At 71.1% G+C, this 20,034-nt stretch carries 15 protein-coding genes and 1 tRNA gene; 12 read left to right on the top strand and 4 right to left on the bottom strand.

All coding sequences use genetic code 11. The annotated features are described in order from the left end of the window. Positions 1–20: 20 nt before the first annotated feature. From recQ to ACMXN5_RS21520, 3 genes are all read right to left on the bottom strand, one after another. The gene (gene recQ / locus ACMXN5_RS21510; RefSeq protein WP_439676589.1) at positions 21–2,108 is read right to left on the bottom strand and encodes a DNA helicase RecQ; all 2,088 of its coding nucleotides are present in this window, start codon (positions 2,106–2,108) and stop codon (positions 21–23) included. A 76-nt stretch (positions 2,109–2,184) separates the two neighbouring features. Beyond that, positions 2,185–3,690 (bottom strand): aldehyde dehydrogenase (NADP(+)), encoded by a 1,506-nt coding sequence (locus ACMXN5_RS21515; protein ID WP_439676590.1) that lies wholly within the window; start codon positions 3,688–3,690, stop codon positions 2,185–2,187. Positions 3,691–3,902: 212 nt separating this feature from the next. Beyond that, entirely contained in the window at positions 3,903–4,964 is a 1,062-nt protein-coding gene (locus tag ACMXN5_RS21520) for a LacI family DNA-binding transcriptional regulator (protein ID WP_439676591.1), read from the bottom strand. 167 nt (positions 4,965–5,131) lie between these two features. On the opposite strand from ACMXN5_RS21520, the gene ACMXN5_RS21525 reads away from it, so the two are divergent. From ACMXN5_RS21525 to ACMXN5_RS21565, 9 genes are all read left to right on the top strand, one after another. Continuing rightward, complete coding sequence (locus ACMXN5_RS21525) at positions 5,132–6,748, top strand: ABC transporter substrate-binding protein (RefSeq protein WP_439678050.1); 1,617 nt, start codon at positions 5,132–5,134, stop codon at positions 6,746–6,748. Beyond that, positions 6,748–7,698: an ABC transporter permease gene (locus tag ACMXN5_RS21530; protein WP_439676592.1), complete on the top strand. Its 951-nt coding sequence runs from the start codon at positions 6,748–6,750 to the stop codon at positions 7,696–7,698. Before ACMXN5_RS21525 ends, ACMXN5_RS21530 begins: the two co-directional genes overlap by 1 nt. Continuing rightward, positions 7,695–8,582 carry an ABC transporter permease gene (locus tag ACMXN5_RS21535; RefSeq protein ID WP_439676593.1) on the top strand — a complete coding sequence of 296 codons (888 nt, stop codon included), beginning with the start codon at positions 7,695–7,697 and terminating at the stop codon, positions 8,580–8,582. The genes ACMXN5_RS21530 and ACMXN5_RS21535 overlap by 4 nt, the downstream gene beginning before the upstream one ends. Before the next feature lie 7 nt (positions 8,583–8,589). Next, a complete protein-coding gene (locus ACMXN5_RS21540; protein ID WP_395787783.1) occupies positions 8,590–9,555 on the top strand; it encodes an ABC transporter ATP-binding protein in 966 nt (321 codons plus the stop codon). A gap of 98 nt (positions 9,556–9,653) precedes the next feature. Beyond that, on the top strand, positions 9,654–10,502 hold the full coding sequence (locus tag ACMXN5_RS21545) for an ABC transporter ATP-binding protein (protein WP_439676594.1): 849 nt from the start codon (positions 9,654–9,656) through the stop codon (positions 10,500–10,502). 163 nt (positions 10,503–10,665) lie between these two features. Further along, on the top strand, positions 10,666–12,108 hold the full coding sequence (locus ACMXN5_RS21550; RefSeq protein ID WP_439676595.1) for an amidase: 1,443 nt from the start codon (positions 10,666–10,668) through the stop codon (positions 12,106–12,108). Positions 12,109–12,249: 141 nt separating this feature from the next. After that, positions 12,250–13,908 carry an amidohydrolase gene (locus ACMXN5_RS21555; RefSeq protein WP_439676596.1) on the top strand — a complete coding sequence of 553 codons (1,659 nt, stop codon included), beginning with the start codon at positions 12,250–12,252 and terminating at the stop codon, positions 13,906–13,908. Between the two features lie 967 nt (positions 13,909–14,875). After that, positions 14,876–15,310 (top strand): MarR family winged helix-turn-helix transcriptional regulator, encoded by a 435-nt coding sequence (locus ACMXN5_RS21560; RefSeq protein WP_439676597.1) that lies wholly within the window; start codon positions 14,876–14,878, stop codon positions 15,308–15,310. A 405-nt stretch (positions 15,311–15,715) separates the two neighbouring features. Then, positions 15,716–15,850: a hypothetical protein gene (locus tag ACMXN5_RS21565; RefSeq protein ID WP_439676598.1), complete on the top strand. Its 135-nt coding sequence runs from the start codon at positions 15,716–15,718 to the stop codon at positions 15,848–15,850. Positions 15,851–16,060: 210 nt separating this feature from the next. Here the strand turns inward: ACMXN5_RS21565 and ACMXN5_RS21570 are convergent. Continuing rightward, positions 16,061–16,132 (bottom strand) — tRNA-Arg (locus tag ACMXN5_RS21570). A gap of 130 nt (positions 16,133–16,262) precedes the next feature. Here ACMXN5_RS21570 and ACMXN5_RS21575 point away from each other — a divergent pair. The 3 genes from ACMXN5_RS21575 (at position 16,263) to lysA (ending at position 19,979) form a co-directional block, all read left to right on the top strand. Continuing rightward, positions 16,263–16,661, top strand: a complete 399-nt coding sequence (locus ACMXN5_RS21575; RefSeq protein WP_379994952.1) for a response regulator — start codon at positions 16,263–16,265, stop codon at positions 16,659–16,661. A 52-nt stretch (positions 16,662–16,713) separates the two neighbouring features. Then, entirely contained in the window at positions 16,714–18,366 is a 1,653-nt protein-coding gene (gene argS, locus ACMXN5_RS21580; protein WP_379994955.1) for an arginine--tRNA ligase, read from the top strand. A gap of 224 nt (positions 18,367–18,590) precedes the next feature. After that, positions 18,591–19,979, top strand: a complete 1,389-nt coding sequence (lysA, locus tag ACMXN5_RS21585) for a diaminopimelate decarboxylase (RefSeq protein WP_439676599.1) — start codon at positions 18,591–18,593, stop codon at positions 19,977–19,979. The last annotated feature ends 55 nt before the right edge of the window (positions 19,980–20,034 follow it).

Below are 20,034 nucleotides of genomic sequence, written 5' to 3' on the forward strand. Positions count from 1 at the left end.
CCGGCCCTCGGCCCGGTTCGTCAGCCCCGGTAGTCGGGATCCGGGTCGAAGTCCGGGTCGTACTCCGGGGTGGGCTCGAAGTCCGGCTCGTAGTCGAGCGGGTAGTCGGCCTGATAGTCCGGCTGGTAGTCCGGAAGGGGCTCGCGGATGAGTTCGGGCACGGGCTCGCGGGTGAGCTCGGCCGCCGGCCGCGCCGGCTTCGTCGGTTGTGCGGGCACGGTGGGCGCAGCCGCCGGGGCCGCGCCGGTCGGGGCCGAGCCGGCCAGCGTGTCCAGGATCGGCTGCCCGTACTTGGCCAGCTTGTTCTCGCCGATCCCGCTGATCGTGCCCAACTCGGCGAGCGTGGTCGGCAGGGCCGTCGCGATCTCGCGCAGCGTCGCGTCGTGGAAGATCACGTAGGCCGGGACGCCCTGCTCCTTCGCGGTCGCCCCGCGCCACGTCCGCAGCGCCTCGAAGATCGGCGCGGCCGCCGCCGGCATCTCGACCGGCGCCGCCTTGCCCTTGCCGGTCTTGGCCGCCTTCGCGGCCTTCGCCGCGCGCGCCGGCCGCTCGGGCTCCCGCCGCAACATCACCTCGCGCTTGCGGCCCAGCACCTCGTCGCTGCCCTCGGTGAGCACGAGGGCGTTGTACGACGGCTCCACGGCGAGCAGCTTCATCGCGAGCAACTGCCGCACCACGCTCATCCATTCGGTCCGGCTCAGCTCGGTACCGATGCCGAACACGCGCAGCGTGTCGTGGTCGAACTGGATCACCTTGGCGGTCTTCGCGCCGAGCAGGATGTCGACGATCTGGCCCGCGCCGAACTTCTGCCCGCGCCGCTCGTTCTTGAGCCGCCACACCGTCGACAACACCTTCTGCGCCGCGATCGTGCCGTCCCACGCGGCGGGCGGGGACAGGCAGGTGTCGCAGTTGCCGCAAGCGGTGCTCTGCTGGCCGAAGTAGGCGAGCAGGCACACCCGGCGGCACTCGACCGTCTCGCACAGCGCCAACATCGCGTCCAGGTGGGTGCCGAGTCGGCGGCGGTGGGCCGCGTCGCCCTCCGAGCCCTCGATCATCTTGCGCTGCTGTACGACGTCCTGCAGCCCGTAGGCCAGCCACGCGGTGGACGGCAGCCCGTCGCGCCCCGCGCGGCCGGTCTCCTGGTAGTAGCCCTCGACCGACTTCGGCAGGTCCAGGTGCGCGACGAAACGCACGTCGGGCTTGTCGATACCCATGCCGAAGGCGATGGTCGCCACCATCACCATGCCGTCCTCGCGCAGGAAGCGGGCCTGGTTGGCGGCCCGCACCCGCGAGTCCAGGCCCGCGTGGTACGGCAGCGCGTCGATGCCGTTGTCGACGAGGAAGGCGGCGGTCTTCTCCACCGAGGCCCGGGACAGGCAGTAGACGATGCCCGCGTCGCCCGCGTGTTCGGCCCGGAGCAGGTCGAGCAGCTGCTTCTGGGGCTTGTCCTTGTGGGCGATCCGGTACTGGATGTTGGGCCGGTCGAAGCTGGCCACGAAGTGCCGGGCCTGCTGCAGGTTCAGCCGGGAGGCGATCTCGGCGTGGGTGGCCTCGGTCGCCGTCGCGGTGAGCGCCACGCGCGGCACGTCGGGCCAGCGCTCGTGCAACTGGGACAGGGTGAGGTAGTCGGGCCGGAAGTCGTGGCCCCACTGCGCCACGCAGTGTGCCTCGTCGATCGCGAACAGCGAGACGACGCCCCGGTCCAGGAGCCGCAGCGTGGCGTCGACCTTCAGCCGCTCGGGCGCGAGGTAGAGCAGGTCCAGCTCGCCGGCCAGGAACTCCGCCTCGACCATGCGCCGCTCGTCGGGGTTCTGCGTCGAGTTGAGGAATCCGGCCCGCACGCCGAGCGCGGTCAGCGCGTCGACCTGGTCCTGCATGAGCGCGATCAGCGGGGAGATCACCACCCCGACGCCTTTGCGGACCAGCGCGGGGATCTGGTAGCAGAGCGACTTGCCGCCACCGGTGGGCATGAGCACGAGGGCGTCGCCGCCGCCGATCACATGCTCGATGATCTCCTGCTGGCTGCCGCGAAAGGAGTCGTAGCCGAAGACGCGATGCAGAACCTGCAGCGCTTCGCTGATCTGGGGACCGTCGTCGAGCGCTGTCATCCGAGCAGTCTAAGAGCTTGCGGCGACAGCCGAGGGCGGTCTGTGGACAAGTGGTCGGGTCGAGGTCGTCGACGGGTCAGGGCTGGATTTCGCGGGGTACGCCCAGCGGGTTGGCGTCGCGCAGTTCCGGGGGCAGGAGGGCGTCGGGCCAGTCCTGGTAGGCGGTCGGGACGAGCCAGCGCCGCAGTGCGGTGCCGCCGACGGAGGTGTGGCCGGGGGCGGTGGTGGCGGGCCAGGGGCCGCCGTGGTGCATGGCCCAGCACACCGCGACGCCCGTGGGCCAGCCGTTGTGCACGAGCCTGCCGACGCGCGGGCGCAGGACGGCGGCGACCCGGGCGGCGAGCGGGTGGTCGGCCTCGACGGCGTGGACCGAGCCGGTGAGGCTGCCCGGGAGCACGGCGAGGGCGGCGAGGAGGGCGTCCGGGTCGGGGTAGGTGACGACCAGGCCGGCCGGGCCGAAGGTCTCCTCGGTCAGCTCGGCGGCGTGCGCGACGAACTCGGCGAGGTCGGCGCGCCGGACCACGGGGGCGACCGCCCAGGCGCCTTCGCCGGCGGTACCCCGGGCCAGTTCGCGCCCGGTGTGCGTCGCCGTGTCCCGCTCGTACGCGTCCCGGATGCGCTCGGACAACATCGGGCCGCCGGTCGCGGTGCGGGTGTGCGCGGCGATGGCGTCGGGGAGGCCGCCGGTCTCGGGGACGAACAGCAGGCCGGGATTGGTACAGAACTGGCCGGTGCCCAGGGTGAGCGAGCCGAGGTAGCCCCGGGCCAATTCGTCGGCCCGCTCGGCCGCCGCGCCGGGCAGTACCACGACCGGGTTGACGCTGCCGAGTTCGCCGAAGAACGGGATCGGGTCGGGCCGGCCGGCGGCCAGGTCGAACAGGGCCCGGCCGCCCCCGAGCGAGCCGGTGAAGCCGACGGCCGCGATGTCCGGGTGGGTGACCAGCGGAGCGCCGGAGGCGGGGCCGACGACCAGGCCGAGCATGTCCTCGGCGGCACCGGCCGCGGTCAGCGCGGCGCGGACCACCCGGGCCACCGCGATCGAGGTCGCCGGGTGCGCCTCGTGCACCTTGACCACGACCGGACACCCCGCCGCCCACGCGGACGCGGTGTCGCCGCCGACCACGGAGAACGCGAACGGGAAGTTGCTCGCGGCGAACACCGCGACCACGCCGATCGGGTGCAACATGCGGCGCACGTCGGGCCGGCCGAGCGCCGGATCGGCCGGGCTGAGCACCGCGCCCACGTGCGCGCCGGCCCGGAGCAGTCCGGCGAACATGCGCAGTTGGCCCGAGGTACGCCCGACCTCCCCGCCCAGTCGGACCACACCCAGCGCGGTCTCCCCGTCGGCGATGGCCACCAACTCGTCCCGCGCCGCATCCAACGCATCGGCGACGGCCTCCAGCACAGACGCCCGCTCGGCCCCGCTCCGCGCGGCCCATTCGGGCAGCGCATCCCGAGCCGCCGCGACGACCCGGCCGACCTCGGCCTCGCCACTGACCGGCATGGGCTCACCCACCGGTTTCCCGGTGCGCGGACTGAACCCCTGCACGGCGGCACGGACGGTCGGGGTCGACTCGATCACGGTATTTCCTCCGGAAGGGACGAGCGGGCGGGTTCGGGGGTGTTCGGGACGAGCGGGCGGGTTCGGGGGTGTTCGGGACGAGCGGGCGCGGGTGTTCGGGGCGATCGGCCGGGACGCGGATGCGTCGGCCGACAGCCATCGAACCACGCCGACGTGAGTAATTCGGGTCCGCGGGCCGCGAGTTGCGTGGTTCGCGCCGCCCGGGCGCGCCGCTACGTTCGGCTCGGCGGGTCGGCGCGGCGTGACGTCCCGCGTACCTCCAGGCGGGTTTCGATGGTTCGGCCCGTGGGGGAGCGGTCGCCGGATTCCAGGGCCTTGATCAGCAACTCGACGCCGGCGGCGCCGATTTCGGCCGGGCGCAGGCTCAGGGTGGTGATCGGTGGGTCGGTCTGGGCGGCCGTCGGGTCGTCGCTGACGCAGACGATCAGCAGGTCGTCCGGGATGCTCAGGCCGCGGGCGCGGATCGTCTCCAGGATCAGCGGCGGGCTGGCCTCGGTGAGTACGAACAGCGCGTCGGGGCGGTCGGATCGGGCCAGCATGGCGTCGATCGCGGCGCGGGTGGCCTGGTTCCCCGGACGGTCGGTCAGCTCCACGAGCGGGGCGAACCCGCGTTCCGCGCACCATTGGTGATACGTCGTCAGCGCCAATTCGTAGAACAGCGCGGTGGTCCCCGCGCCGACCACGCCGATCCGCCGCGCGCCGCCCGCCGCCAGGTGGTCGAGCACGCCGCGTACCGCGACCTCGTGATCGATGTCCACCCAGTGTGCGCCCGGCTCGCCCTGGATGCGCCGGTCCGAGACGACCGGGATGCGCGCCGCCAGGAAGTCCGCCACGAGCGGGTCGTCGGCGAGCGGATCGGCCAGTACGGCCGCGTCGAGCGGCAGATCCGCCCATTCGTCGCGGGCCGATTGGGTGGGCAGCAGGACCAGCGCGTATCCATGGGCGAGCGCGGCCTGCGCGGTGGCACTGGTGAGCTGGGCGAAGTAGGGCGACTCCATGTACGACCACGGAGTGTCCACGTACTCGCGTACCGCGTAACCGATCAGCCTGGCGTGTCCCGCGCGCAGCAGCCGGGCGGTGGCGTTGGGGCGGTAGCCGAGCCGGCGGGCGGTCTCCTGCGCGTGCAGGCGGACCGCGTCGGACAGCCGGCCGGTGCCGTTCAGGGCGGCCGAGACGGTGGTCTTGGACAGCCCCGCCTCGCGGGCGACATCGACGAGGCGGACCCGGGGTACGGGCGCAGGCCGATTGCCGCCGCTTCGCGGTGAAGTGGTCATGTCGCCACATGCTGCCGGCCGGACGGCGCTGCGTCACGTCCTCCCACCCCGCTGCGACCTCCAGAAAACCGTTCCCGCAAAGCCTTGTGCGGGAACGTTCCCGCATCAATACTCCAGACGACCCCAGCGTCCCCGCTACCCCCTGGAAGAGGTGGGTTCCCTTGCGCATGCTCCGATCCGTCGCGGCGGTTGCCGTCATGGCCGCCGCCGTGGCCGGGTGCTCCGGTGGTTCCAACGACTCGGCCAAGCCGGCCGGCGGCTTCCGGATCAGCCCGGACACCCCCGCGGCCAAGGGCAACATCCCCTCGGTCACCTGGTCGCTGTACGCCGAGCCGCAGACCCTCGACTACCTCTACGCCTGGGACTTCCCGATCAACACCGTGCTCGCCAACGTCTGCGAGCAGTTCCTGCGCACCACGCCGGACATGAAGATCGAGCCGGGACTGGCCGCTTCGTACACCAACCCGGACCCCCTCACCTGGGTCTACGAACTGCGGCCCGGGGTCACCTTCCACGACGGCACGCCGATGACCTCCGCCGACGCGGTGGCCAGCCTCAAGCGGCACATGGACCCCGAACTCGCCTCCGCCTGGGGTACCGCGTTCCGCAACGTCGCCTCGATCGACGCCACCGGCCCCCTCCAGGTGACCATCAAGCTGAACAAGCCGGACGCGCTGCTCAATTCGCTGCTCGCCGCCTCGCCCGGCACGGTGGAGAGCGCCGCCTCGATCGCCAAGGCCGGGAAGGACTACGGCAATCCGCAGGGCGGGGTGAACTGCACCGGCCCCTACGCGCTGGACAAGTGGACCGCCGGCGACTCGATCGTGCTCAAGAAGAACCCGAACTACTGGGATCCGAAGCTGATCGCGAAGAACGACCAGTTCAAGTTCGTCTTCATCCAGGACCCGGCCGCCCGGGTGAACGCGCTGCTGTCCGGCTCGGTCGACGGCGGCTACACCGTGCCCTCCAACGCGTACGGCCGACTGCTCAACTCCCCCCAGGGCAAGATGTACTTCGGCCCCGGCACCGGCGCCTACCTGCTCGGCATCACCAACATGCAGGGCCCGATGGGTGACCTGAGGATGCGTCAGGCGCTGTCCATGGCGATCGACCGGCCCGGCCTGATCAAGGCCGCGGCCAGCGGCTACGCCAACGAGGCCAAGAGCCTGCTCCCGATCACCGCCTGGGGCCTGGCCCCCGACCGGGCGCAGGGTTATTACGCGACCCTGCCGCCGGTCAAGCAGGACCTCGCCGCGGCCAAGAAGCTGGTCGCCGAGGCGGGCGGCGCGAACAAGAAGATCGTGCTGGCCACCAGCGTGCTCGCCCCCGAGATCTCCGTCTCGTCCACGGCGATCCAGGCCGCCGGCAAGTCGATCGGCCTGGACATCGAGCTCAAGACGGTCACCCCCGACGCCTACACCGCGCTGTTCACCGACCCCGAGGCACGCAAGGGCATCGACCTCGTGGTGACCAACGGATACACGAACACCCCCGATCCGCTGGAGTTCTACGAGTCGTTCGTCACCGGGGCGTTCGCCAACTACGGCAACTACTCCAACCCCGAGTACGACAAGCTCTACGACCAGGCGGCGGCCACCGCCGACCCCGGCGCCCGCTCGGACCTGACCGGCAAGCTCCAGGACATCGCGATGCGCGACCTGGCCTCGATCCCGCTCTTCGAGCAGCCGTCGAACCTGTACATGAACAAGCGGATCACCGGCGCCACGGTCAGCAGCGCCGCGCTCTACTGGCCGTGGGCCGCGACCGTCGGGGCCGCGGGCTGATGGCGCGTTACTTCCTGGGCCGTTTCCTCGGGTTGGCGATGGTGCTGCTGGTGACCTCGTTCCTGGTCTTCAGCGCGATCCACCTTGCCCCCGGGGATCCGGTGACCTTCCTGCTCAAGGGCCACCCGGCGACGCCGGAGGCCAGGGCGGCCGTGCGCGCCCAGTACCACCTGGACGACCCGTTCCTGTCCCAGTACGCGCAGTGGCTCGGCGACGTGTGCACCGGCGACTTCGGCCGCTCGGTGCAATTCCGGCAGGACGTCGGCGCGTTGATCTCGTCCCGGCTGCCCACCACGTTGTTCCTGATCGGCTACGCGGCGCTGCTGATCGTGCTCGCCGGCGTGCTCCTGGGCATCCTGGCCGCGCTGCGCCCGGGATTCGTGGACAGGTTCGTGCTGATCGGCACCGGAGTGGCCACCGCGACACCGTCGTTCGTCGCCGCGATCGGGCTGGTCTCGCTCTTCTCGGTCAAGCTCGGCTGGTTCCCCACCTTCGGTGGCGGCCAGGGCTTCGGGGGCCGCGTCGAGCACCTGACCCTGCCCGCGGTGGCGCTCGCGTTCACCCTGTCCGGGTTGCTGGCCCGGGTGACCCGGGCCTCGATGCTGGACGAACTCGCGCGGGAACACGTCGAGGTGGCCCGCGCCCGCGGCGTCGCGGAGACCGACGTGGTGCGCCGACACGTGCTGCGCAACGCGCTCGGCCCGATCGTCACGGTCGTCGGCACCATGATCGCGGGCCTGTTGGTGACCACGTCGATCGTGGAGACCGCGTTCTCCGTACCGGGCGTCGGCGGGCTGTTGGTGTCGTCCGTGAACGTCAAGGACTTCCCGGTGGTACAGGCCATCACGTTGCTGACCGTGGCCGCGTTCGTTCTGGTCAACCTCGTGGTGGACCTGCTGCAGCCGCTGGTGGACCCGCGGCTTTCCCTGACCGGGCGAGGTGCCTCGTGAGTACGATCCCCATCGACCGCAAGGCCGGCGGCGGCGGGATGGTCCGGCGGCCCGGCTTCGGGGCGCTGCGCGCGCTGCGGCAGGGCCCGCTGTTCGCCGGCGCGGCCGTGATCCTCGTACTGCTGGTGCTGATCGCGGTGTTCGCGCCGCTGATCGCGCCGTACGACCCCGACGCCGTGGACCTGACCGCCACGCTCGCCGGTTCGTCGTCCGATCACCTGCTCGGCGCCGACCAGTCGGGCCGGGACATCCTGTCCCGCGTCATCCACGGCGCCCGCACCGGTCTGCTCGGCCCGCTGCTCGTGGTCGGCATCTCCACGATCCTGGGCATCGTGCTCGGCGTCGCCGCCGCGTGGCGCGGCGGGTGGATCGACGCGATGTTGTCCCGCTCGATGGACCTGATCTTCGCGTTCCCGGGCATGCTCGTGGCCATCCTGTTCGTCGCCGTCTTCGGGTCCGGACTGACCGCGCCGGTGATCGCGATGAGCGTCGCGTACACGCCGTACGTCGGCCGCCTGGTGCGCTCGATCGCCGCGCAGGAGAAGGCGCGGCCGTACATCGAGTCCTACCGCGTCCAGGGCTGGTCGGGATGGACCATCTGCGTGCGGCACCTGATCCCCAACATCACCCCGACCGTGCTGGCCCAGTCGGCGATCAACTTCGGCTACGCACTGATGGACCTGGCCGCGCTGTCCTACCTCGGCTTCGGCGTGCAACCACCCGACTCCGACTGGGGATCGATGATCAACGAGGGTCAGGCCGCACTGCTCCAGGACGCCATGCTGCCGTCGTTCGCGCCGGGCCTGTGCATCGTCGTCGCGGTCGTGGCGTTCGGCATCGTCGGCGAGGGCATCGCCGACCGAGTCGCGAAGCGGGAGCACTGATCCGGCCATGGCATTTCTGGAAATCGACGAGCTGACCGTGCGGTTGCCCAAGGGACGGGCCGCCCGGCCGATCCTGGACGGCGTCTCGCTGCGGGTGGACGAGGGCGAAAGTGTGGGCCTGGTCGGCGAGTCCGGCTCGGGCAAGTCGGTCGCGTGCCGCTCGGTGCTCGGGCTGTTGCCGGAGCATGCCTCGGTGAGCGGCGCGGTGCGGGTGGGCGGACGCGACGTACTGGGGTTGCGTCGCGCCGAGTTGCGTTCGCTGCGGGCGCGCGAGGTGGCGATGGTCTTCCAGGACCCGAGGGCGTCGGTCAATCCGATGCGCCGGGTCGGCGACTTCCTCACCGAGGGGCTGCGCGCGGCCGGGACCGCTCCGGCGGTCGCCGCGCGGCGTGCGGTCGAACTGCTGGAAGCGGTGGGCATTCGCGACCCCGAGGGCGCGATGCGCCGCTATCCGCACCACTTCTCCGGCGGCATGCTCCAGCGGGTGGTGATCGCCGCGGCGCTGGCCGGGGAGCCGTCGTTGTTGCTGGCGGACGAGCCGACCACCGCGCTCGACGTGACCACGCAGGCCGAGGTGATCGGGATCCTGACCCGGCTTCAGGCCGAACGCGGGACCGGCATGTTGTTCGTGACGCACGACTTGGAGCTGGCCGCGGCGGTGTGCGACCGGGTCTACGTGATGTACGCGGGGCGGATCGTGGAGACGCAGACCGCGGCGGGGTTGTTCGCGCGACCGAGGCATCCGTACACGGCCGGACTGCTCGCGTCCACGCCGCGCCTGGAGCCGGACGCCGGGCCGCCGAAGCCGATCCCGGGACGCCCGGTATCGCTGGCCGAGGCGCCGACCGGGTGCGCGTTCGCGGCGCGCTGTGCGCGGGTGGGGCCGGAGTGCCTGGTCGAGCCGCCCGCGCTGGTGCGGGCCGACGACGCGTACGCGGCTTGTTTTCGGGTCGACGAGGGGATTGTGACGTGACCGGCTCGGTGGCCCGGAAGGCCGGGGGCAAGGGCGGGGGAGTCGTGGGGGCCGGGGATTCGGGGGGCTCCAAGGAGTCCACGGGTGCCGGGGGTTCCATGGGCTCCGAGAGTTCCGTCGAAGGCACGCTCGAAGTCGCCGATCTGTGCAAGGCGTTCGGAGGGCATCGGGCCGTGGACGGCGTGTCGTTCACGCTCCCGCCCGGCGGCTCGCTCGGCATCGTCGGCGAGTCCGGATGCGGCAAGACCACGACGGCGCGGATGCTCGTGGGGCTCGTCTCGCCCGACTCGGGCAGCATCCGCATCGGGGGTCGGGAGCGGGCGGTGCGTACCCGCAATCGGGCCGAACGCCTCGCCCGCGCCCGGGAGATGCAGATGGTGTTCCAGGACCCCTACCTGTCCCTGGATCCGCGCATCGTGGTGCGCGAGTGCATCGACGAGGTGCTGCGCCTGCACTTCGACCTGACCCGGGATCAGCGGTCCGCGCGCGTCGACGAGTTGCTGGACCAGGTGGGGCTGGGCGAGCGCGAGGCGGGGGCGCTGCCGAAGGCGCTGTCGGGTGGACAACGCCAACGGGTGGCGATCGCGCGGGCGTTGGCTGCGGAGCCGAAGGTACTGATCCTGGACGAGGCGGTCGCCGCGCTGGACGTGTCCATCCAGGCGCAGATCCTCGACCTCCTGGCCGGGATTCGGCGCGACGCGGGAGTCGGCTTCCTGTTCGTCAGCCACGACCTCGCGGTCGTACGGCACATCACGGAGGACGTGGTCGTGCTGCGCGCCGGGCGGGTGGTGGAGGCGGGACGGACGGCCGATGTGCTGACGGATCCGCAGCACGCCTACACGCGGCTGCTGCTCGATTCGGTGCCGCGGGTGGGGTGGGATCCGGCGCGGATCGCGGCGGATCGGCGGGCGTTGGAGCGGGAAGCGGAGGGCTCGTCGGGGGACTGAACCCCGGTCGACGGAGCCGAACTCGTCGTTCGCCGGAGCCGGACTCGTCGTTCGACGACCCCGCACTTGTCGTTCGACCCCCCGCACTTGTCGTTCGACGAACCCGAACTTGTCGCGTGCGCCGGCCGCGACGCAAACACAACGAAAGGATCCAGGACCTCCCATGTCCGATCACACCGTCGATGAACTCGCCTATCTGCCCGCGACCGAGGCCCTGCGTCGTTTCCGGGACCGATCCCTGTCGCCCGTGGAACTGATGAACGCGGTGATCGCGCGTGCGGAGGCGGTCGAGCCCGTCGTCAATTGCCTCGCCGAGCGGATGTACGACGAAGCGCTGTCCGCGGCGCGGGAGGCCGAGGCCCGCTACGCCGGCAAGGGCGACGCGCCACGGCCGTTGGAAGGGCTCGCGGTGGCGACCAAGGAGGAACAGCCGATCGCCGGCCGGATCATCGCCGAGGGCTCGCTGCCCTTCGCGACCGAGATCGCCGAGACGACCCACCCCGTGGTCGAGCGGGTGATGGCGGCCGGCGGCATCGTGCACGCGCGCACCACGACCCCGGAGTTCAGCTGCGCGGCGTTCACCGCCTCGAAGTTGTGGGGCGTGACCCGCAATCCGTGGAACCCGGCCTATTCGCCCGGCGGTTCCTCGGGCGGCGCGGGCGCGGCGCTGGCGGCCGGGAGTACGACGCTGGCGACCGGTTCGGACATCGGCGGCTCGATTCGCATCCCCGCCTCGTTCACCGGCACGGTCGGCTACAAGCCGCCCTACGGGCGGGTGCCGGCGCTGCCGCCGTTCAACCTCGACACGTACTGCCACGACGGCCCGATGACCCGCACGGTCGCCGACTGCGTACTGCTCCAGAACGTGATCGCGGGCCCGCATCCACTCGACGGCGTCGCGCTCAGCCCCAAGCTGACCCTGCCGACCGTGCCGGAGGACGTCGCGGGGCTGCGGGTGGCGTTGTCGATCGGGCTGGGCGACTGGCAGATCGACCCCGAGGTGGAGGCCAACACCCGAGCGGTCGCGGACGCGTTGCGCGAGGCCGGTGCGATCGTCGAGGAGGTGGCGGTCGACATCCGCCGACGCGACGTGATGGACACCGCGATGATCCACTTCGGCGCGATCTTCGGCTCGTGGGTGGCCGGGGTCGCGAACGACTACGGCGATCAACTCAACGCGTACACTCTCAGGTTCGCCGAGGAGACGGTCGCGGCGGCGGACCGGCGCGGACTGCTCTCGGGCCTGGAACGCGAGGCGGCGATCCAGGCCGAGGTCGGCGGACTCCTGGACCGATACGACGTGTTGCTGTGCCCGACGGCCGGCATTCCCGCGTTCCTCGCGGACGACGACTACACGTCGACCAAGGTCACGATCAACGACGTCGAGTTGGAGCACTACCTGGAGGCGTCGCTCACGACGGTGTTCAACATCGCGAGCCGGTGCCCGGTGTTGAGCGTGCCATCGGGGCGGGCGGCGAACGGGGTTCCGACGGGGGTGCAGATCGTCGGGCGGTTCTACGACGACGCGACGGTGTTCCGGGTGGCGGCGGCGGTGGAGCGGGTTCGGCCGTGGGACTACGCGGGGGTGGGGACGCCGGGGCGTTGAGGGGGCGCCTGCGTCTTGTCCTCTGAATCGTCTGCTCCCGCTTCGCCCCCGTCGCCCTCTCAGCTTTCTTCCTTCCCCTCCCCTCCTTCCCGTCCTTCCTCTCCATCCTCTCCTTCTCCGTTACAGCGCCGGGAGTTCCACATGTCTGCCTTCGCCGATGTCGTTTTCCGAGGTGGTGCGGTCCATACGATCGATGCCGTGCGTCGCCGGGCCACGGCGGTGGCCGTGCGGGATGGGCGGATCGTGGCGGTGGGCCATGATCCGGACGTGCGGGACCTGATCGGGCCGCGTACCGACGTGATCGACCTGGCGGGGCGGGCGTTGGTGCCCGGGTTCCAGGACGCGCACGTACACCCCGCCCTCGCGGGGATGACGCTGATCCGCTGCGACCTTTCCGAAGCCCGGGACGCCGACGCGACGTTCGCGCTGATCCGGGCGTACGCGACCGATCGGCCCGACGAGGAATGGATCACCGGCGGCGGGTGGAACATGGAGGCGTTCGCCGGCGGCACGCCGAGTCGGCGGCAGTTGGACGCGCTCGTACCGGATCGGCCGGCGTTCCTGATCAACGCCGACGGCCACGGCGCGTGGGTCAACACCCGCGCGCTCGAACTCGCCGGGCTCGACCGGCACACCCCGGATCCGGCCGACGGGCGGATCGAGCGCGAGCCGGACGGGACGCCGCAGGGCACCCTGCACGAGGGCGCGGCCGCCCTGGTCGGCGACCTGGTACCGGGTCTGGACGCGGCGGACGGCCTGCGCGCGCTGCTCGCCGGCCAGGCACGGATGCACTCGGTCGGCGTGACGTCGTGGCAGGACGCGATGGTCGGCTCCGCGCATCCGGGCCTGGATCCGCTGGATGCCTACCTGACGGCGGCCCGCTCGGGGCAGCTGACCGCGCGCGTCGTGGGTGCGCTGTGGTGGGAACGCGACCGCGGCGCCGAGCAGTTGGAACGCCTGCTTGAGCTCCGCGCGTCCTCGACGGTCGGCCGGTTCACCGCGACGAGCGTGAAGATCATGCAGGACGGCGTCGCGGAGAACTTCACCGCCGCGCTGAACGAGCCGTACTTCGACGGTTGCGGCTGCCACACCGGTAACAGCGGCCTGAGCTTCGTCGACCCGGCCGAACTGCGCGAACACGTCACGCTCCTCGACGCGCACGGGTTCCAGGTACACGTACACGCGGTCGGCGACCGGGCGGCGCGCGAGGCCCTGAACGGCTTTGCCCAGGCGCTCGCCACCAACGGCCCCGGCGACCGGCGGCACCACATCGCGCACCTCCAGGTGGTCCACCCCGACGACATCCCGCGCTTCGCGGCACTGGGCGTGTCCGCCAACCTCCAGCCTCTGTGGGCCGCCCACGAGGCCCAGATGGACGAGCTGACCATCCCGTTCCTGGGCGACGAACGAGCCGCCTGGCAATACCCCTTCGGCGACCTCCTCCGCTCCGGCGCGACCCTCGCCGCCGGCAGCGACTGGCCGGTGAGCGCTCCCGACCCGATGTGGGGCATCCACACGGCGGTCAACCGAGTGCTGCCCGCCTTCGCCGAGCCGTCGGACACGATCTTCCTGCCCGAACAGCGCATCGACCTGACGGCGGCCCTGGCGGCCTACACGATCGGCACGGCGTACGTGAACCACCGCGACCACGACACCGGCACGATCGAGCCCGGCAAACTCGCCGACCTGGTCGTCCTCGACCGCGACCCATACGCGGCCTCGCCAACCGAAATCGCCGACGCCCGGGTACTGGCCACCTTCGTGGAGGGCAAGGCGGTGTACACGGCAGAGGGCCTGTAGGGCAGGGTCGAGTGCGCGAGAGGGCATGGCCGCCAGGTAGTCCTTGTAAAGATTATCCCCGCGCAGATAATCTGCCCCCTCGACGGCTCGACGGCTCGACGGCTCGACGGCTCGACGGCTCGACGGCTCGACGGCTCGACGGCTCGACGGCTCGACGGCTCGACGGCTCGACGGCTCGACGGCTCGACGGCTCGACGGCTCGACGGCTCGACGGCTCGACGGCTCGACGGCTCGACGGCTCGACGGCTCGACGGCTCGACGGCTCGACGGCTCGACGGCCCGTCGGCCCGTCGGCCCGTCGGCCCGTCGGCCCGACGGCCCGACGGGCTGTTCGGTCTGTCGGCTGGTGTGGTGAGTTGGATGAACAGCCGTCCACCTGGATGGTCCACGCGTGCCGTCGGCGGGCTAGTCGATCATCTGGTCGATCGCCCGAACGCCCAACAGGCCACGCGTTCGGAGGTCGCGGGCTTGGTCGGGCCGGGCGGTGTCCGGCCGGTGGTCCGATCGTTCGGTCGGTCGGAGGTGTCGATGAGCTGATCGACCGTTGGCCGGACGGCACACATGGTCAGGCGGTCGATGGGTCTGCCCGGGGAGTCGGATGGTCAGCGATTCGGCGGTTCGTCCGATCGACAGGGCTTGTAGATCGCCGGGCCGTCCGACCGACATACGGGTGTACTACCGACTGCCGACTGCATGCCGCACCCGCCCGCCGATCAGCCGGCCAGCGGAGGAACCGCCCAGTGGCCTCGCTCGTCAGCACGACGCCGCGCGGCAGCGCTCGCCGGGTGGCCGCCCGACTCGCCGAACGACCGGACGCCTGCTTCGACCATTGGGCGTTCGGCCCCAATCGCCCTCCATCCCTCCGCCCCTGCCCGACACCCCCCGCCCCACCGCACCCCACCCCACCGCACCCCACCCCACCGCACGGCACTGCACTGCACTGCACCGCCGCCCTCGGAGGCCCACCATGCCGCTCGCCCCTGACGACAGTCCGGGCTTCCTGCTCTGGCACACAACCCTCCGCTGGCAGCGCACAATGGCCGCCACACTCGGCCCGCTGGACCTGACCCACCCTCAATTCGTGCTGCTGGCAAGCCTGTGGTGGCTGGAAGGCCAGAACGTACGCCCCAACCAACTCACCCTCGCCAACCACGCGGGCATGGACGTCAAGACCGCCTCCCAGGTCCTCCGCCGCCTGGAAGCCAAGTCCCTCCTGGTCCGGGCCACCGACCCGACCGACACCCGCGCCAAGCTGCTGCACATCACCGACACCGGCGCCCGCCTGGCCGCCGAAGCCATCGAGGCGGTGGAAGCCGCCGACACCACCTTCTTCGCCACCACCCCGGACCGCCCAGCCCTCCTCGCAGCCCTACGCCACCTGTCGACCGGGAACAACGCATAGCCAGTCGACCATGGTTCGAGCCGATCGCTCATCGCCGCCTGGCAGTCGACCCGTCGGCCCGCAACCGGTTCGTGGTCGCAGATATCCGCGCTGGACCGACTCCGGCGACGTCCACGACGACCGGGGCCTGAACAACCGTTCCCAGAAGGAGGCGGAGTCTCGGGAGGTCCCGATCCCGCCTGTCCTCGTGAAGCTGCTCCGGGAACACCTGGAGATCTTCGGTACGGCGAAGGACGGCCGGGTCTTCGGCACCGAGCGCGGAGACGTGATCAGCTCCTCCACCTACTCCCGAGCCTGGGAGGAGGCGCGCAGGTTGGCGTTCGTCCCGCATCAGGTGGAGTCCCCGTTGGCCGAGACGCCATACGCCCTGCGGCACGCGGCGTTGTCATCCTGGTTGAACGGGGGATGGACCCGGCGGAGGTGGCCCGACGGGCGGGCAACTCGGTGGAGGTCCTGATGAGCCGCTACGTGAAGTGCCTGGACGGGCGGGACGAGATCAACAACGCGAAGGTGGACGAGCTGTTGCGCCAAGCAGGCTGACCGACGCATCATGGCGGGCCCTGGGGATTCCCCGGGGCCCTTCGTCGTTTTCCGGGGTCTGACCTGCGGGAATAGGCCGCACGCCTGTCCACGAATAGTCCACGGCGCACGTCACAGGGCTGCATATCGCGACCTACGGCCGCACATGGTCTAGACCCTACAAACAGTAATGGCCCCAAGTGAGGGGCCATATCTGCTGGTGAAACGGTGTGCCCCTGGCAGGATTCGAACCTGCGCACACGGCTCCGGAGGCCGTTGCTCTATCCCCTGAGCTACAGGGGCTCGGGTGACGTGAACATTACCAGTTCTTCGGGGGCGGTTGCGAAGGGGTTGGGGTTGGGGGGTGGTGGGGTGGGGACGAGATGTGCGGATCGGGCCCCCTCGCGGGTGTGGGGGGCCTAACCTCACTGGCGTGGGCGGGATTGGTGGTGAGGCGGCGCGGGTCCTTGTCGTGGATGACGACGAGGTGATTCGGCAGCTGATCGCGGTCAATCTGCGGCTGGAGGGGTTCGTGGTGAGCACCGCCCGCGATGGGGAGGAGTGTCTGCGGCTCGTGCACGAGGTGCGGCCGGATCTGGTGACGCTCGATGTGGTCATGCCGCATCTGGACGGGATCGGGACGGCTGCGCGGTTGCGGGCGGATCCGCGGACCAAGGGGTTGAAGATCCTGATGATCAGCGCCTGTGCGCAGGACGAGGATTTCTCCCGGGCCCGGGCGGTGGGCGTGGACGGGTATCTGACCAAGCCGTTTCATCCCGAGCAGTTGATTCGCCTCGTGCGGGCGTTGTCGCCGGAACTGTCACCCGAATGACCTACCCCGCCCGCCGGGCGGGTCGGTCGGCGGGTCGCCTACCCTTGTGCGCGTGACCCCCGCAGAGCTTTCGCAGTCAGTGTTGTCCGCGGTTCGTGCCGCCGTCGAGGCGGGCGAGCTCGCCGTTGCCGTGCCCGAGAGCACGACGGTGGAGCGGCCGAAGAACCGCGAGCACGGCGACTATGCGACGAACATCGCGCTGCAGCTCGCGAAGCCGGCGAAGCGGGCGCCGCGGGAGATCGCCGAGCTGTTGGCCGCGCGCATCGCGCAGGTGCCCGGCATCGCGAAGGTCGACGTGGCCGGTCCCGGCTTCCTCAACATCACGGTCGACACGGCCGCCCAGGGCGAGCTGGCCCGCGCCATCGTCGAGGCCGGCGCCGACTACGGCAGCAACAACGCGTTCGACGGGCTGAAGATCAACCTCGAATTCGTGTCCGCCAACCCGACCGGGCCGATCCACATCGGCGGGGTGCGCTGGGCCGCCGTCGGCGACTCGCTCGGGCGGATCCTGCGCGCGTCCGGCGCCGACGTCACGACCGAGTACTACATCAACGACGCCGGCGTACAGATCGACAAGTTCGGCAAGTCGCTGATGGCGGCGGCGAACAAGCGGCCCGTGCCCGAGGACGGCTACGTCGGCGCGTACATCAACGACATCGCCGCCGACATCCTCGCCGAGCACCCCGACGTGCTCGGCATGGACGAGGCCCTCCAGGAGAAGATCTTCCGGGCCACCGGACTGCGGCTGATGGTCGCCGAGATCCAGCGCTCCATGGAGAACTTCGGCGCGCACTTCGACGTCTGGTTCTCCGAGACCACGCTGCACGCGTCCGGCGCGGTGGAGAAGGCGATCGAGCGGCTGCGCGAGCAGGGCCACGTCTACGACGACAACGGCGCGATCTGGCTGCGCACCACGGACTACGGGGACGACAAGGACCGCGTCCTGATCAAGTCCGACGGCGAGAAGACCTACTTCGCCTCCGACGCCGCGTACTACCTGAACAAGCGCGACCGCGGCAACGAGGTCGCCGTGTACATGCTCGGCGCCGACCACCACGGCTACGTCGGGCGGCTCAAGGCGATCGTGGCCTGCGCGGGCGACGACCCCGAGCACAACATCGAGGTCATCGTCGGCCAGTTCGTGAAGATGATGCGCGCCGGCGAAGAGGTCCGGATGTCCAAGCGCGCGGGCAACATCATCACCATCGACGACGTCGTGGAGTGGATCGGCGTCGACGCCGCGCGCTACTCGCTGGCCCGCTCGTCCACCGACTCCACCATCACCCTCGACATCGACATCCTCACGTCGCACAAGAACGAGAACCCGGTGTTCTACGTTCAGTACGCGCACGCGCGGATGTCCTCCGTCGAGCGCAAGGCGGCCGAACGCGGCATCGTCAAGGGCGAGTTCAAGCCGGAACTGCTCTCCACCGAGTGGGAGTCCGACCTGCTCGGCATGCTCGGCGAGTTCCCGCGCGTGGTCGCCAAGGCCGCCGAGATGCGCGAGCCGCACCACGTCGCGCGCTACCTCGAGCAGTTGGCCGGCACGTACCACCGCTTCTACGACCACTGTCAGATCCTGCCGAAGGGCGAGGAAGCGGTCACCGACCTGACGTACGCCCGAATGTGGCTGGCCGAAGCCGCGAAAACCGTGGTGGCCAACGGCCTCGCCCTCCTGGGGGTGTCCGCCCCCGAGCGCATGTGACGGTTCGTCACAACGCAACAGGCGACAGGTCGAAGGCCGGGCGGAAGTACTTGCCCGGCCTTCGGTCGTATCCGCCCCGGCGCACAGACGAACAGCCGGCGACGGACACCCACCGACACCCGCCGACGGACACGCACCGACACCCGCCGACGGACACCCCGACACCCGCCGACGGACACCCCCGACACCCACCGACGCCCTGACTCCAAGGGGAGCACCACGACATGAGCCGCTCCGCCCACCCCGCCGGTCCCCGCCACGCGGACGTCCTGCCCGACGGCGCACCGCCCGTCGCGCCGGAGGACCTGGCCCTGCTCGACCCGAAGATCTGGCCCACCACCGCCGCCCGCGGGGCCGACGGCGTGGTCACCGTCGCCGGCCTGGACGTTCGCGACCTGGCCCGCGAGTTCGGCACCCCCGCCTACATCCTGGACGAGGCCGACTTCCGGGCCCGCTGCCGGGACTGGCGCGAGGCGTTCGAGGGCGCCGACGTGTTCTACGCCGGCAAGGCATTCCTCTGCCGCGCACTCGTGCGCTGGATCGCCGAGGAGGGCCTGAACCTGGACGTGTGCACCGCCGGCGAACTCGCCATCGCGCTGTCCGCCGGCATGGACCCGGCCCGGATCGCCTTCCACGGCAACAACAAGTCCACCGACGAACTCGACCGCGCCCTGGAGGCCGGCGTCGGCCGGATCGTGGTCGACTCCTTCGAGGAGATCAGCCGCCTCGCCTTCCTGGCCGACCGTCGCGGCGTCCGGCAGAAGGTGCTGGTCCGGATCACCGTCGGGGTCGAGGCGCACACCCACGAGTTCATCGCCACCGCGCACGAGGACCAGAAGTTCGGCTTCTCGCTCGCCGACGGGCAGGCAGCCGAGGCGGTGCGCCGGATCCGCAAGCTCGACTCGCTCGAACTGATCGGCCTGCACTCGCACATCGGCTCGCAGATCTTCGACACGGCCGGCTTCGAGGTCGCCGCGCGCCGCGTGGTCGCCCTGCTGGTCGCGGTCCGCGACGAGCACGGGGTCGAGCTGCCCGAGATCGACCTCGGCGGCGGCCTCGGCATCGCCTACACCTCCGCCGACGACCCGCAGCAGCCCGCCACCATCGCCGCCTCGCTCCTGGACATCGTGCGCCGCGAGTGCGCGGCGGCCGGCCTGGCCGCGCCCCGGCTCTCGGTCGAACCCGGCCGGGCGATCGCCGGACCGGGCACGTTCACCCTGTACGAGGTGGGCACCATCAAGCCCCTGGAGGGCCTGCGCACCTATGTCAGCGTCGACGGCGGGATGTCGGACAACATCCGCACCGCGCTCTACGACGCCGAGTACACCGTGACGCTCGTCTCCCGGACCAGCGATGCCGCGCCGATGCTCTCGCGTGTGGTCGGCCGGCACTGCGAGTCCGGCGACATCGTCGTGCGCGACGCGTACCTGCCCGCCGACCTGGCCCCCGGCGACCTGATCGCGGTGCCCGCCACCGGCGCCTACTGCCGGTCGATGGCGAGCAACTACAACCACGTGACCCGCCCGCCGGTGATCGCGGTACGAGACGGCGAGGCGCGCGTGATCGTGCGCCGCGAGACCGAAGCGGACCTGCTGGCCCTCGACGTCGGCTGAGCGGGACACCTCGTGCGGGGCCGCCGCTCGGCGGCCCCGCACACGGAAGAACATC

This window comes from Embleya australiensis, from assembly GCF_051903075.1.
Classification (GTDB): Bacteria; Actinomycetota; Actinomycetes; order Streptomycetales; family Streptomycetaceae; genus Embleya.